The organism is Hydrogenophaga sp. GW456-12-10-14-TSB4, from assembly GCF_059424305.1.
This window is the reverse complement of the sequence record NZ_JBWKZH010000035.1, coordinates 14265-27159: the sequence shown is the minus strand read 5'-3', so window position 1 is coordinate 27159 and position 12895 is coordinate 14265. Positions and strand designations below refer to the sequence as shown.

The window sequence follows — 12895 nt, the reverse complement described above, 5'->3', positions numbered from 1 at the left end:
CATACCAACCAGGAGACGTCATGAAAGCACTGAAACACTGGGCGGCGCAAGCCACCCTGCTGGCGGGCATCACCGCCTCGGCCATCGCACCCGCCGGCGCGCAGACCGTGTACCAGATCCCCGCGCTGTCCGACTACTCGGGGCCGTTCGCGGCCATCATGCCCATGGTGGGCCCGGGCCGCGAAGGGGTGGTGAACTGGTGGAACGCGGAGGTGGGCACCAAGCTGGGCGTGAAGCTCGAGCTCAAGACCTACGACACGCGCTACGACACCGCGCAGACCGCCAGCCTGTGGCCCGGCGTGCTGGCCACCAAGCCGGTGATCGGCCTGTCGCTCGGCGGCCCCGACACCTCGGCCCTGCAGCAGCGCCTGCCCACCGACAAGGTGCCCATGATCCTGGGCTCGGCGGCCAACGGCTTCGGCTGGCGCCCCAACCAGTGGGTGCTGGCCACGCGGCCGACCTTCGTGCATGAAGTCTCGGGCTTCATCGACTGGTTCCAGAAGACCAAGACCCCGGGCCGTCCGGCCAAGGTGGCGATGTTCACCACCGAAGCCTCGCCCACCTTCGCCGACATGGGCAAGGGCATCATCGCCTACGCCAAGGCCAACCCCAACGTGGTGACCCTGGTCGAGATGGTGTACGTGGAGCCGCAGCCGGCCGACGTGACGCTGCAGCTGCGCCGCGTGCTCAACGCCGGTGCCGAGGTGGTGCTGGTGCCCTCCAACATCCAGCAGGCGGTGGCGGTGAAGCGCGCCATGCAGACCCTGGGCAAGAACGTGCCCATCGTCTACAGCCTGCAGAACTCGCCCGCCATGCTGCAGAAGCTGCTGGGCAGCCTGTCGGCCATGGACGGCGACTACGAGGTGCACGCCGGCGTGATCGCCACCGACGAAGACACCGAGGCCAAGAAGTTCTACGACATGCTGGTGGCCAAGTACGGCGTGAAGGCGCCCTGGCACTCGATCACCACCATCGGCATCAACCAGACCCTGGTGCTGGTGCGCGCGGTGGAGGCGGCGGCGAAGAAGAACGGCGGCGACAAGCTCACCGGCGAGATGCTCTACAACACGCTGATCGAGACCCACTTCCCGGCCAAGGACTTCTACGGCTTCACCGGCGGCGGCGACATCGACTTCTCGGTGGAGGCCCCCTTCCCCATCAAGGACCCGCGCGTCAACATCGGCCAGGTGGTGGGGGGCAAGCTGACCACGGTGGCCAAGGGCGTGCCGGTGCCCAAGCTGGCGAAGTGGTGAGCGAGAGCAGCGCCGTGTCGGAACCGCTGATCGCTCTCAACAACGTCGAGGTGCTCTACGCCGACGTGATCCTTTCGCTCAAAGGCATCACGCTGGCCGTGGCCTCGGGGGGCTGCACCGTGCTGCTGGGCCCCAACGGGGCCGGCAAGAGCACCACCCTCAAGACCATCTCCGGCATGCTGGACGTGGAGGAAGGCCGGGTGGCCTCGGGCAACGTGCGCATGCTGGGCCAGGACATCACCGGCGCCAGCGCCGAGCAGATGGTGGCCGACGGCGTGGTGCACGTGGTCGAAGGCCGCAAGGTGCTGCGCCACATGACCGCCGAGCAGAACCTGGTGGTGGGCGGGCACCGGCTCACGCGCATGGCCGATGTGAAGGAAGGCCTGGAGCGGGTCTACGGCCTGATCCCGCGCCTGGCCGAGCTGCGCACGCGCACCGCCGGCTACCTCTCGGGCGGCGAACAGCAGCTGCTGCTGATCGGCCGCGCCATGATGGCCAGGCCCCGGCTTCTGATGATCGACGAGCCGTCGCTGGGCCTGGCGCCGCTGATGGTGAAAGAGATCTTCGACCTGCTCGCCAAGCTGCGCGGCGAAGGCGTGTCGCTGCTGATCGTGGAGCAGCACGCCCAGGCCGCGCTGGAGCTGGCCGACCACGGCTACATCCTGGAGAACGGCCGCGTGGTGCTCGAAGGCACGGCCGCCGAGCTGCGCGCCAACGAGGACATCCAGGAGTTCTACCTGGGCCACCAGGCCAGCGGCGAGCGTCGGAACTATCGAGAAGTCAAACACTATCGCCGGCGCAAGCGCTGGCTGGGATGAACACATGGCCGACATGAATGGCATCGAATGGAACGTGGACGGCCAGGGCGTGGGGCACATCGTGCTCAACCGGCCCGAACACAACAACGCGCTGGGGCCGTCGAACGCGCCCGCGCTGGTGCGCGCCATCGACGAGGTGCTCGCGGGGCAACCGCGCGTGATCGTGATCGAGGCGCGCGGGCCGATCTTCTGCGCGGGCGGCGACATCCGCGAGTTCGTGAAGGCGGGCGACCGGCTCGACGAACTCGTGGACGAGATCCTCGACGAGCTGCTGCCGGGCTACCTCAAGCTCGCGCAGGCCACCTGCCCCATCGTCACGGTGGTCGGCGGCCCGGTGGGCGGCGCGGGCGTGGGCCTGGCCTTGTGCGGCGACTTCGTGCTCGCCAGCGACAGCATGAAGCTGCGCACGGGGTACGCGGCGATCGGCCTCTCGCCCGACGTGGGGGCCTCCTACTTCCTGTCGCGCCGTGTGGGTGCGGTGCGCGCGCAGCAGTGGCTGATGCTCAGCGACCCCATCGACGCCGCGCAATGCCTGGCCGCCGGGGCGGTGGACCAGGTGCACCCCGCCGCCGCGCTGGAGGCCGCCGCGCAGGCCCTGGTGCAGCGCCTGTGCGCCTCGGCGCCGGCTTCGCTCGCGGCCATGAAGCGGCTCTCGCTCGAAGGCCCCGCGCTCTCGCTGCAGGCCTACCTCTCGCTGGAGCAGCAGTTGCTCAAGGCCTGTGCCCGCACCGCCGATGCGCGCGAAGGCACCTCGGCCTTCGTGGCCAGGCGCCGGCCCGCGTTCACCGGCCGCTGAGTCGCCATGGCCCTGCCCGCTGAGTGGCGCACGCGCCTGCGGTTGCCGCTGATCGCGGCGCCGATGCTGCACGTGTCCGGGCCGGCGCTGGTGGCAGCCGCCTGCCGCGCGGGCGTGATCGGCGCCTTCCCGGCCGCCAACTGCCGCCGGCACGGTGAGCTGGCCACGTGGATCGCGGAGATCCGCCAGGCCATCGGCGACACGGCCCAGGCCGCGCCTTTCGCCGTCAACCTCATCGTGCGCAGCGCCACGCTGGCCGACGACCTGGCCTGCGTGATCCGCGAGAAGGTGGAACTGGTGATCACCAGCGTGGGCTCGCCGGCCGCGCTGGTGGGGCCGCTGCACGGCGCGGGCTGCCGCGTCTTCGCCGACGTGGCCACGCTGGCGCACGCCGAGAAGGCGCTGGCCGCAGGCGTGGACGGCCTGGTGCTGTTGTGCGCGGGCGCGGGCGGGCAGACCGGCTGGGTAAGCCCCTTCGCCGGCGTGCGCTCGCTGCGCGCGCTGTTCGACGGCCCGCTGGTGGTCGCCGGTGGCCTGAGCGACGGCCACGCGCTGTGGGCCGCGCAGGCCCTGGGGGCGGACCTCGGCTACATGGGCACGCGCTTCATCGCCACGCCCGAGAGCCTGGCGAGCGAGGCCCACCGGCGCATGCTGGTGGACGCCGATTGGGACGACATCGTGCCGTCCAGCGCGTTCACCGGGCTGCCCGTCAACTGGCTGCGCGCCTCCCTCGTGGCGGCAGGCCTGGACCCCGATGCGCTCGACGCCCAGGCCTTGAAGGCCGACGCCTCCGAGCTCTACGGCACGCGGGACACCCGGCAGCGCCCCCGGCGCTGGACCGAGCTCTTCAGCGCCGGCCACTCGGTGGCCGGTGTGCACCGCGTGCAAGCCGTCGCCGCGCTGGTGGACGAACTGGCCGAACAATACGATGCCGCGCGCCAGCGCGGCCTGGGCTTCGCACCCGCCGGCCCCACCCGTTTTCAAGGATGACCCCATGACCTCCGCCCTGCCCACGCTGATCGACCTGCTCGCGCACAACGCCGTGGCCCACGCGGACCGCCCCGCCGTGATCGACGACGGCGCGCCGCAATCCCACACCATGCTCTGCGACGCCGTGCAGCGGCAGGCGGCCGCGCTGTCGGCCCTGGGGGTGGGGCAAGGCGATCGGGTGGTGCTGGTCGCGGGCAACCGCGCCGAGGTGCTGGTGATGCTGGGCGCGGTGGCCTGGCTGGGCGCGATGCTGGTGCCGCTGAACCTGCGGCTCTCGCCCGCCGAGATGGCCCAGCAGTCGCGCGACGCTGCGCCGGTGCTGGCCGTGGTGGACGCCGCCTGCGCGCCCTTGTGGCAAGCCACGCAGGCCGCCTGGCCCGAGGGCATGCCCGGAGTGCCCGTCGTGGCGCTCGGCGCGGCGAACTGGCCCTCGCTCGCCTGTGCCGGCCCCACCACCGCGCCGCCGGTGGCGCGGCAGGACGCGCCGGCGCTCGGCGTGCTCATGCTGTTCACCGCCGCCGTGGAAGGCCACGCGCGCGGCGCGGTGCTGGCGCAGTCGCAGCTCACCGCCTCGGCCCGGCAGATCGGCGAGGTGTGGTCGCTTGGCGCGGACGACCGCTGGCTCGGCGTGCTGCCGCTGTTCCACGCCGCCGGCATCGGTCTCTCGCTCGCGCTGCTGGCCGCGGGCGGCACCTGCGTGCTGCTGCCGCGCTTCGACCCTGCCGCCGCCGCGGCGGCGGTGGAACAGCACCAGGTCACGGTGAGCGCCACCTTCGCACCCATGCTCGGCGCCCTGCTCGATGCGGCGCAGGCCAGCGGCGCCTCGCTCGCCAGCCTGCGCATCGGCATGGGCCTGGAGCCGCCGGCCACGCAGGCGCGCCTGGCCGCGCTGTGCCCCGGGGCCGGCTTCTGGTCAGCCTACGGACAGGCCGAGGTGTCGAGCATGGTGTGCCTGGGACTGCAGAGCGAGCGCCCGGGCGCCGCCGGCCGCGCCGTGCCGCCGTCGCAGATCCGCATCCAGGACGCGGCCGGCCAGCCCGTGGCCACCGGCATGGAAGGCGAGATCGCCGTGCGCGGCCCGACCGTGTTCCTGGGCTACTGGGACGCGGCACAACAACGCCCCTTCAAGCCCGCCGACCCCTGGCACCGCACCGGCGACCTGGGCCGCCTCGATGAAGACGGCTGGCTGTGGTTCACCGGCCGCGCGGCGCACAAGCAGCTCATCAAGAGCGGTGGTGAAAACGTCTACCCGGCCGAGGTCGAGCAAGTGCTGCTCGAACACCCCGCCGTGGCCGAGGCCTACGTGTTCGGCCAGCCCGACGAGAAGTGGGGCGAAGCCGTGCACGCGGCCTGCGCGCTTCGGGCCGGCGCGACCGCCACCGAGGCCGAGCTGATCGCGTTCGTGGAACAGCGGCTGGCGCGCTACAAGCGGCCGCAGCGTGTGCGCCTGCAAGCGGCGCCATTGCAGCGAAGTGCGTGAATCGTGAGCAGACCTTGCCGGTCATCGGCGCCCCTCCAGCGCGCCGAGCGACACGCCAGGCCTAGCGGAAGCGGTCCATGAACCGCTGGCTCGCCACCTGGGCGACGTGCCGGAGTTGCTCGAGTTCGAAGGCCATGGCCTGGTGAAGCCACACGAAGACCCAGGCATCGCCCTGCCGCCGGACCAGCGCATCGACCGCTTTCAAACCTTCGGGTTGGGCGCGCTTCACCGGCTTGGGCCGTTTGAACTCAAACTCCTTCGCAGCGCGCTCGATCACAGGCAGATCGGGAGAACGCCGCCGCTTCTTCAACAAGCGGGGACTCTGGTGAAACACCAGCATGGGCTCGCCATGGAGGGACATGGTCGAAGCGTCCAGTGGGCCCTCGATCTCTTGCTGGCACCACAGGTCTGCCTTGAGTTTCAGGTGGGCCTTCGGGTTGGCTTCGATGAAGCCACGGTATTCGGCGTACAGGCCTGGATGGCGATCTGAAAGCTTGACCTCGGCCTGAGCAATCGCGCCTTCGGCACCACTGGCCCAGGCACGCCGCAGCTCGGCAACGATGGATTTTTCTGAATTCGGAGCAAGGGTAAAGCGCGCCTGGCTCTGGATGCCCAGGCTGGAAAACGGTAGGGGTGTCATACAAAGAAATAGTCCCCAGGCGGATGCCTGGTTTTTTTCAGTGCAACCCGCGTGGGAAAAATTCAGTGGTGTTGCCATGCCAACATGGCATGAACTGAATCCCACGCGAGCCGAACCAATGCACCCACACTCGCACTAGGACATGTTTCACACCACGCGCACCCAAGGTGCCAGAAACGCCGCGATGAACTCCATTTCAGGCCGCTCGTTCAACCCGTCTTTTTTCAATGACGTTGACCCTCTTTCCGACAGCGAGGAGGACATGCGCTCGGAAATCCCCGTGGGCTCTGTGCAGACGGGCGCCAGGAGCCTCGCGATGCCGGAGGCCTCGCCACAGACTTTCCTGGGCAGGAAAACGCAACGCCCCACCGTGCAAGCCAGTGACCTCGACAGAACGCCTGGCGATCAGGCAATGGTCTGGGAAGAACTCCAGCAAGAATTGCTGGCAGAAGGGCATTGGACACGGCACCCGAGGATGGACCTCCCGCAGGCCAAGTTCACGCCAGTGGACACGGCGCACGCCCAGGCGCTCAAGGAGCGCTTCATGCACATGTCCCCCGACACCCGCACAGCCGTCAAGGAGGTCCTCAAGCAACTGTCCCGCGCATGGGACAGGTTCGACGAAAGAGGCATCCAGAAAGCCGAAACAGCGTTATCGGGCATCGACGGCACGCTGCACCTGCAATACAAGGCGTGCCTGAGGGAAGAGCCCAAATCCTCCTCACCCGCAAAGATGAAGAGCTGGTGCCTGCAGCAGCAATTTCTGCTGAAGCACGTGGTACCTCAGCCCTCTCTCAAAGACAGATAGAACCGCTACCCTCAGACCCGGCCGTCGGCGGTGATGGACAGATCGGGCGAGGGCCTCGGGTGGCGCCGGCCGTTGAGCAGCACGCCGATCCAGGTGTGCCGCACGAACAGGCGGTAGCTGCCCAGGCAGACCAGGGTGGTGGCCGTGATGTTGATGGCCATCTTGATCAGGGCGGGCAGCGGCAGCTGGTACAGCAGGGCGCCGAAGAGGATGGTGAAGGGGAAATGCACCAGGTAGACCCAATAGGCGCTGTCCGAGAGGTAGCCCAGCACCTTGTGGCGCGACTGCAGGAAGCGCAGGGCCAGGCCGATCGAGGCAAAGCTCCAGAGCCAGGCCGCGCAGTGGAAGCTGTAGGCGCCCAGCAGCAGGGGGCCGTGGCGCTGCGTCGCCATGACCGAGAGGAGAAAGAACGCCAGCCCCATCCCCGCGAACAGGGTCCAGCGGCGCTGAAATTGCTCGAACAGGACCGCCTGCTGCCCGTGGAGCATCAGCCCGAAAGCGAAGTACACGCCGTAGTGCACCCACTCGTTCCAGGGCGGCAGGAAGGAACCCGAATTGACGATGAAGCCGCGAGGGTAGGCGGCGGTGGCGGCCAGCAGCGGCAGCGCAAGCAAGGCAAAGCCCCAGGGCCGGCGCGCCACCCACGCGAGCACGGCACCGGCGAGCGCGAACCAGCGCCGGGGCAGGCGCATCAACACGGAGGTGATCACGCAGAACCACAGCAGCAGCCACAGGAACCACATGTGCATGGTGCTGATGCCTTTGTCGGGCACGTTCGCGGCCACGGCCAGGTCGAATCCCCATTGGTTGAGGGCCAGGCGGTTCAGGAAGAGCAGCACCGAAAGGCTGGTCAGCAGCCACAGGATGGGCCAGAAGATCGCGAACGGCAGGGCCAGGCGCGCGAGCCGGTGCCGCAGCAGGCCGCCCGGACCGCGCGACTGCGCGAGCAGCGCCGCAAAAAAGCCCGCGATGATGAAGAAGGCGGGCATGCGGAACACGTGGATCACGGTGATCAGGGCGTCGGCCACCACCGTGCGCTGCTCGTCCAGCCAGACGTTGGGCATGGGGTGCGTGGCGTAGACCGCCGACACATGCAGCACGATGCCCAGCCACATGAGGATGGCACGCAGGTTGTCCAGCGCGTGGAGCCGGACACCAGCGGGCGCGGGCGGAGCGTGTTCACTCATGAGAGCGCCACATTAGCAGTTCGCGGGCGTTTGCGCCACCACCCGCGAGACCCCGCCGGCCGGCGGGGGTGTCCGGTCAGCCCGGACGGATCTGGTTGCGCTGGATGACCTCGGCCATGGCGGCCGTGTCGCTCTTGATGCGGCGCGCCAGGCCTTCGGGGCCGGTGCCGGCGACCTGCCAGCCCTGGCCGAAGATCTTCTGGCGGATGTCTTCGCGCCGCACGATCTCGGTGAGCAGGGTCGCCAGGCGGTTGACGTGCGCCTTGGGCATGCTGGTGGGGGCGGCCACGGCGTTCCAGATTTCGAGCTGGAAGTCGCGCACGCCGGCCTCGCTCAGGCTGGGCACACCGGGCACCAGGCTGCTGCGGCCGGTGGACGTGACGCCGATGGCCTTGAGCTTGCCGGCGGCCACCTGCGGCAGGACCAGGCCCGGGGGCAACAGCGACATCTGCACCTGGCCGCCGAGCATGGCGGTGATCACCTGCGGGTTGCCCGGGTACGGCACGTGCACCGGCGCGATGCCGGCACGGCTCTTGAGCAGTTCCATGCCCAGGTGGGCCACGGTGCCCACGCCGGGCGTGCCGTAGTTCCACTTGTCACCGGCCGCGCGCGCGGCGGCGATGTAGGCCGCACCGCTCTCGGCCACGTTGGCGGGCACGCTGAGCACCAGGGGCGCCACGGCGATGAGCGAGACGGGGGCGAGTTCGGTGAGGGGGTCGTAGGTGGTGTCCGGGTTGAGGATCTTGGCGATCGTCATGTTGCCGTTGATCATCAGGCCGATGGTGTGGTCGTCGGTGGCGCGGGCGACCTGGGCGGCGCCGATGTTGCCGCCGGCACCGGGCCGGTTCTCGATCACCACCGGCTGGCCCAGGGCCTGTTGCAGCGGCTCGGCCAGCAGGCGCGCGGTGAGGTCGGGCGAGGAGCCGCCGGGGAAACCCACGACGATCTTCAGGGGCCGGTTCGGCCAGGCCTGGGCGTGCGCGGCCGGCAGCGCGGTGGTGGCGGCCAGGGCGGCGGCGGTGGCCAGGGCCTGGCGGCGGGTGATGGGGGTGTTCTGGAAAGTCATGTCTGCCTCGGTTGCTGGAAGGATTCAGGGTGCGGGCTGCGGCTCGGGCGGTCCGTCGTAGAGCCACGTATTGTCCAGCAATCGCTCGCCGAGCAGGCCCATGGCCGTGTCGCGCCCCCAGCGCAGCATCCCCTGGGCATGGAAGACGGTGCCGTTGCGCTGCGAGAGTTTCTGCACGCGCGCGTTGCGTTGCCAGCGGGTGCGGGCATAACGCGAGAGCCGCGCCGCCCAGTCGCTGCCGGCCTCGCGGTCCTGCACCAGGCGGCCCAGGGTCCAGGCGTCTTCGATGGCCATGGCGGCGCCTTGCGCGAAGTAGGGCCGCATGGGGTGGGCCGCATCGCCCAGCAGGGCCACGCGGCCGCGCGCGTGTTCCTGCGGGCCACGCAGGGCGGGCCGGTCGTTCAGCGGCCAGAGCGTCCAGTCGGGCACGGCCGCGATCATGGCCAACAGTTCGCCGCAGGCCGAGCCGAGGGCGCGCCGCAGGTCGCCGGCATGCGCCTCGTGCGTCCAGCCCTGGGGGTTACCGCCGGGCGGCAGGCTGCCGTGCACCACGGCCACCAGGTTGAACCAGTCGCCCTGCTTCACCGGGTAGTGCACGACGTGCAGGCGCGGGCCGAGCCAGGCGGTGATCAGGTTGGCGCGCAGCGGCGCGGGCAGGTCCACCGAGCGCACCAGGCCCCGGTAGGCCAGATGGCCGGTGGCCCGCACCGGCTGTTCGCCGAGCAGGCCGGCGCGCACGCGGCTCCACAGGCCGTCGCTGCCGATGAGGGCGTCGCCCGCCAAGGTTTCGCCGTCTTCCAGCGCGACCTGCACACTTTCGCCGGTCTCGGTCCAGCTCGCCAGCCGGGCGCCCAGCCGCAGCTTGACTTCGGGGCGCCGCTGCACGGCGCTGAGCAGCAGACCGTGCAGGTCGGCCCGGTGCAGGGTGGCGTAGTGCTGCCCGTGGCGCGCCAGGGCCAGGGCGCCCAGGCGCAGGTGACCGAGCTGGTTCGCCCGGTGCGCGTCGCGCACGCGCAGCGCCTCCGGGAAGGCCGCGCAGGCCTGCAGGGCGTCCATGAGGCCCCACTCGGTCAGCACGCGCACCGCGTTGGGCCCGAGCTGCAGGCCGGCCCCCACCTCCCCGAAGGCTTCGGCCTGTTCCAGCACCACCGAAGGCACGCCCGCGCGGGCCAGCGCCAGGGCGCAGGCCAGTCCACCAATGCCACCGCCCGCCACGATCACTTGTTGGTTCATGCGGGCGATTGTGCCGTCCCCCCGGGAACATGGCGTCCCGTGCGGGCCAGGGCTATATTCCCGCCGAAGGAGTCGTCATGCTCAAGACCTACCACGGCAGCTGCCATTGCGGCGCGGTCACTTTCGAGGCCGACCTGGACCTCACGCAGAGCAGCTACCGCTGCAACTGTTCGATCTGCCGCCGCAACCGCTTCTGGCCGGCCGTGACGACGCCCGAGCACTTCCGCCTGCTGACGGGCGAGTCCGAGCTCACGCTCTACCGGTTCAACACGACGAAGAACCACCACCTCTTCTGCAGGCACTGCGGCGTGCGCAGCTTCGGCATTGGCAACGACACCCCCATCGGCCAGATGATCGGCGTCAACCTCGGTTGCCTGACCGATGTGACAGACGAAGAGCTGTCGAAGGTGCCGATCACGTACGTGGACGGCCTGAACGACCGCTGGCAGTCCGCGCCCGCGTTTTTCGCGCACCTCTGACGCGCGGCGCCTAGAGAATGCGGTTGAACCACAGCACCGAGAGACCGGCCGACAGCAGCGCGAGCAGCGACGCGGCCAGGGCCAGCAGGCCGGAGATTTCGGTTTCCTTTTTCTCCACCGTCAGGCGCGAGCTCAGGGTCTCGTAGACCTTCTTGAGGTTCTCGGCGGTGCCGGCGTAGTAGTACTCGGCCTGCGTGGTGCGCGCCACTTCCTTGAGGCTTTCCTCGTCGAGCCGCACGCGCATGGACCAGCCCTCGAAGCCGATGATCTCGCCATCCACCGTGCCCACGCCGACGGTGTAGACGCGCACGCCGCGTTCTGCCGCCATCTTGGCGGCTTCGGCGGTGTCCACCCCGGTGGTGCGCTGACCATCGGTGAGCAGGATGATGGCGGCCGAGGTGTAGGAGCCCGGCGCCACCGGCGTGAAGGTCTTCTCGTCGGGCTTGGGCTGGTCGAGCGAGCGGCCCTTGGGCGCGAACGGGTCGGTGTTGCGGCTGTAGGTCATGTCGCCGAGGTTGATGCGCTGTTCGGGAAACAGCTCGGAGAGCGAGACCACGATGGCGCTGCCGATGGCGGTGGCACGCTGCAGCTGGAACTTGTCGATCGCGGTGACCAGGTCTTCTCGGCTGAGCGTGACGGGCTGCACCACCTGCGCGGAGCCCGCGAAGGCCACGATGCCGACCTTCACGTGGCGCGGCAGTTCGGCCAGAAAGGCCTTGGCCGCGTTTTGCGAGGCCACCAGGCGGTTGGGTTTGACGTCTTCGGCGCGCATGCTGCCCGAGACGTCCATCGCCAGGATGATGGTCTGCTGGGTCGAAGGCAACACGATGGTGGCCATGGGACGGGCCGAGGCCAGCAGCATGACGGCGATGGCCATCAGCAGCAGCACCGGCGGCACGTGGCGGCGCCAGCCCGGGCCCTTGCCCATGGCCTCGCGCACGATGGACAGGCTGGCGTAGCGCAGCGCGGCCTGCTTGCGCCGGCGCAGCAGCCACACGTAGAGCAGCACCAGCAGCGGCAGCGCGAGCAGCAGCCACAGCAACTGCGGCCAGAGAAAGGTGACGGGCCAGTGGTTCATGATGGACGGGCTCCTTCGCGTGGGACACCGACGAGGCTGCGGCGGTCCCGGGTGGGCAACTGGGTGGGCACGTGGCGCCCGCCGGTCCCGTTGCGTGTCTCGCGCAGGCGGCGCTTGCGCAGGTCGATGAAGCGCAGCACGGCCTCGGCCAGGTCGTCGTCGGTGGACAGCTCCAGGGTGTCGACACCGGCGCGGCCCAGGCTCTCGCGCAGTTGCGCCTCGCGCTGCGCGGCGATGCGCGCGAAGCGCTGGCGAAAGCCGGCGTCGTGGGTGTCCACCATCAGCTGTTCGCCTGTCTCGGCGTCGCGGATCGGGATCAGGCCGAGGTCGGGCAGGTCGAGCTCCAGCGGGTCGAGCAGGCGCACGGCCACCACGTCGTGCCGGCGCGCGAGCTCGCCCAGGGGCTTCTCCCAGCCGGGCTCGCTGATGAAGTCGGACACCACGAACACGGTGCCGCGCTGGCGCACGGTGTGCACGGCGGCCCTGAGCAGGTCGGCGAGCTGGGTGACGCCGTTCTTCGCGGCGGCGTGCACGGGCGGCTGCAGCACCATCTGCATGAGCCGCAGCACCTGGGTGCGGCCACCGCGCGCGGGCAGCACCGCATCCACCACGGGCTGGCCGCGCGAGCCGTAGAGCACGGCGCCCACGCGGTTGCCGTGGCGGCCGATCAGGCGCGCGAGCACGGCGGTGAAGTCGAGCAGCACCTGGCTCTTGCGCTGCTCGCCCGAGCCGAAGTCCACCGAGGGGCTGAGGTCGAGCAGGAACCAGGCGGCCATCTCGCGGTCTTCGGTGAACACGCGCACGTGCGGCGTCTGCAGGCGCGCCGTCACGTTCCAGTCGATGTGGCGCACGTCGTCGTGGTGCTGGTACTCGCGCAGGTCGGCAAGATCGAGGCCGCTGCCGCGCATGAGGGTGCGGTAGTCGCCCTGCAGCAGGCCGTCGAGCCGGCGCAGCACGGTCCACTCAAGCCGGCGCAGCAGCGCCTCGGCCCGGCGCGCGACCGGCGTGGCGGCGGCCGCGGCGTTCGCCGGTGCCCCGCCCTTCCTGCCGAACAGCCGCGCGAACAT

At 70.1% G+C, this 12895-nt stretch carries 13 protein-coding genes; 7 read left to right on the top strand and 6 right to left on the bottom strand.

Going from position 1 to position 12895, the window contains the following annotated elements:
• Positions 1-20: 20 nt before the first annotated feature.
• From AC07ZS_RS17445 to AC07ZS_RS17425, 5 genes are read left to right on the top strand one after another with little or no spacing between them, the layout of a single operon-like run.
• A complete protein-coding gene (locus AC07ZS_RS17445; RefSeq protein WP_494799791.1) occupies positions 21-1253 on the top strand; it encodes an ABC transporter substrate-binding protein in 1233 nt (410 codons plus the stop codon).
• Positions 1250-2071 carry an ABC transporter ATP-binding protein gene (locus tag AC07ZS_RS17440; protein ID WP_494799790.1) on the top strand — a complete coding sequence of 274 codons (822 nt, stop codon included), beginning with the start codon at positions 1250-1252 and terminating at the stop codon, positions 2069-2071. The genes AC07ZS_RS17445 and AC07ZS_RS17440 overlap by 4 nt, the downstream gene beginning before the upstream one ends.
• Positions 2072-2075: 4 nt before the next feature.
• Positions 2076-2867: an enoyl-CoA hydratase-related protein gene (locus AC07ZS_RS17435; RefSeq protein ID WP_494799789.1), complete on the top strand. Its 792-nt coding sequence runs from the start codon at positions 2076-2078 to the stop codon at positions 2865-2867.
• 6 nt (positions 2868-2873) lie between these two features.
• Positions 2874-3857, top strand: coding sequence for an NAD(P)H-dependent flavin oxidoreductase (locus AC07ZS_RS17430; RefSeq protein ID WP_494799788.1), 984 nt, complete (start codon positions 2874-2876; stop codon positions 3855-3857).
• A 4-nt stretch (positions 3858-3861) separates the two neighbouring features.
• Positions 3862-5337, top strand: coding sequence for an AMP-binding protein (locus AC07ZS_RS17425; RefSeq protein WP_494799787.1), 1476 nt, complete (start codon positions 3862-3864; stop codon positions 5335-5337).
• A 61-nt stretch (positions 5338-5398) separates the two neighbouring features.
• On the opposite strand, the gene AC07ZS_RS17420 is transcribed toward AC07ZS_RS17425, so the two are convergent.
• Positions 5399-6055, bottom strand: a complete 657-nt coding sequence (locus AC07ZS_RS17420) for a hypothetical protein (protein ID WP_494799786.1) — start codon at positions 6053-6055, stop codon at positions 5399-5401.
• A 64-nt stretch (positions 6056-6119) separates the two neighbouring features.
• Here AC07ZS_RS17420 and AC07ZS_RS17415 point away from each other — a divergent pair, with 64 nt between their 5' ends.
• Positions 6120-6785: a hypothetical protein gene (locus AC07ZS_RS17415; RefSeq protein WP_494799785.1), complete on the top strand. Its 666-nt coding sequence runs from the start codon at positions 6120-6122 to the stop codon at positions 6783-6785.
• An 11-nt stretch (positions 6786-6796) separates the two neighbouring features.
• On the opposite strand, the gene AC07ZS_RS17410 is transcribed toward AC07ZS_RS17415, so the two are convergent.
• From AC07ZS_RS17410 to AC07ZS_RS17400, 3 genes are all read right to left on the bottom strand, one after another.
• The gene (locus tag AC07ZS_RS17410; RefSeq protein WP_494799784.1) at positions 6797-7972 is read right to left on the bottom strand and encodes an acyltransferase family protein; all 1176 of its coding nucleotides are present in this window, start codon (positions 7970-7972) and stop codon (positions 6797-6799) included.
• Positions 7973-8048: 76 nt separating this feature from the next.
• Entirely contained in the window at positions 8049-9038 is a 990-nt protein-coding gene (locus AC07ZS_RS17405; protein ID WP_494799783.1) for a Bug family tripartite tricarboxylate transporter substrate binding protein, read from the bottom strand.
• A 24-nt stretch (positions 9039-9062) separates the two neighbouring features.
• The gene (locus tag AC07ZS_RS17400) at positions 9063-10271 is read right to left on the bottom strand and encodes an FAD-dependent monooxygenase (protein ID WP_494799782.1); all 1209 of its coding nucleotides are present in this window, start codon (positions 10269-10271) and stop codon (positions 9063-9065) included.
• Between the two features lie 77 nt (positions 10272-10348).
• On the opposite strand from AC07ZS_RS17400, the gene AC07ZS_RS17395 reads away from it, so the two are divergent.
• Positions 10349-10750 carry a GFA family protein gene (locus AC07ZS_RS17395; RefSeq protein ID WP_494799781.1) on the top strand — a complete coding sequence of 134 codons (402 nt, stop codon included), beginning with the start codon at positions 10349-10351 and terminating at the stop codon, positions 10748-10750.
• Between the two features lie 10 nt (positions 10751-10760).
• Here AC07ZS_RS17395 and AC07ZS_RS17390 read toward each other — a convergent pair whose 3' ends face one another.
• Positions 10761-11828: a VWA domain-containing protein gene (locus AC07ZS_RS17390; protein ID WP_494799780.1), complete on the bottom strand. Its 1068-nt coding sequence runs from the start codon at positions 11826-11828 to the stop codon at positions 10761-10763.
• Positions 11825-12895, bottom strand: a complete 1071-nt coding sequence (locus AC07ZS_RS17385) for a DUF58 domain-containing protein (RefSeq protein ID WP_494799779.1) — start codon at positions 12893-12895, stop codon at positions 11825-11827. The genes AC07ZS_RS17390 and AC07ZS_RS17385 overlap by 4 nt, the downstream gene beginning before the upstream one ends.

Excerpts from the sequence above, each read along its gene's own strand:
- AC07ZS_RS17445 (WP_494799791.1), top strand. The coding sequence starts at position 21 with ATGAAAGCACTGAAACACTGGGCGGCGCAAGCCACCCTGCTGGCGGGC.
- AC07ZS_RS17435 (WP_494799789.1), top strand. The coding sequence starts at position 2,076 with ATGGCCGACATGAATGGCATCGAATGGAACGTGGACGGCCAGGGCGTG.
- AC07ZS_RS17430 (WP_494799788.1), top strand. The coding sequence starts at position 2,874 with ATGGCCCTGCCCGCTGAGTGGCGCACGCGCCTGCGGTTGCCGCTGATC.
- AC07ZS_RS17425 (WP_494799787.1), top strand. The coding sequence starts at position 3,862 with ATGACCTCCGCCCTGCCCACGCTGATCGACCTGCTCGCGCACAACGCC.
- AC07ZS_RS17420 (WP_494799786.1), bottom strand. The coding sequence starts at position 6,055 with ATGGCAACACCACTGAATTTTTCCCACGCGGGTTGCACTGAAAAAAAC.
- AC07ZS_RS17415 (WP_494799785.1), top strand. The coding sequence starts at position 6,120 with ATGTTTCACACCACGCGCACCCAAGGTGCCAGAAACGCCGCGATGAAC.
- AC07ZS_RS17410 (WP_494799784.1), bottom strand. The coding sequence starts at position 7,972 with ATGAGTGAACACGCTCCGCCCGCGCCCGCTGGTGTCCGGCTCCACGCG.
- AC07ZS_RS17405 (WP_494799783.1), bottom strand. The coding sequence starts at position 9,038 with ATGACTTTCCAGAACACCCCCATCACCCGCCGCCAGGCCCTGGCCACC.
- AC07ZS_RS17400 (WP_494799782.1), bottom strand. The coding sequence starts at position 10,271 with ATGAACCAACAAGTGATCGTGGCGGGCGGTGGCATTGGTGGACTGGCC.
- AC07ZS_RS17395 (WP_494799781.1), top strand. The coding sequence starts at position 10,349 with ATGCTCAAGACCTACCACGGCAGCTGCCATTGCGGCGCGGTCACTTTC.
- AC07ZS_RS17390 (WP_494799780.1), bottom strand. The coding sequence starts at position 11,828 with ATGAACCACTGGCCCGTCACCTTTCTCTGGCCGCAGTTGCTGTGGCTG.
- AC07ZS_RS17385 (WP_494799779.1), bottom strand. The coding sequence starts at position 12,895 with ATGTTCGCGCGGCTGTTCGGCAGGAAGGGCGGGGCACCGGCGAACGCC.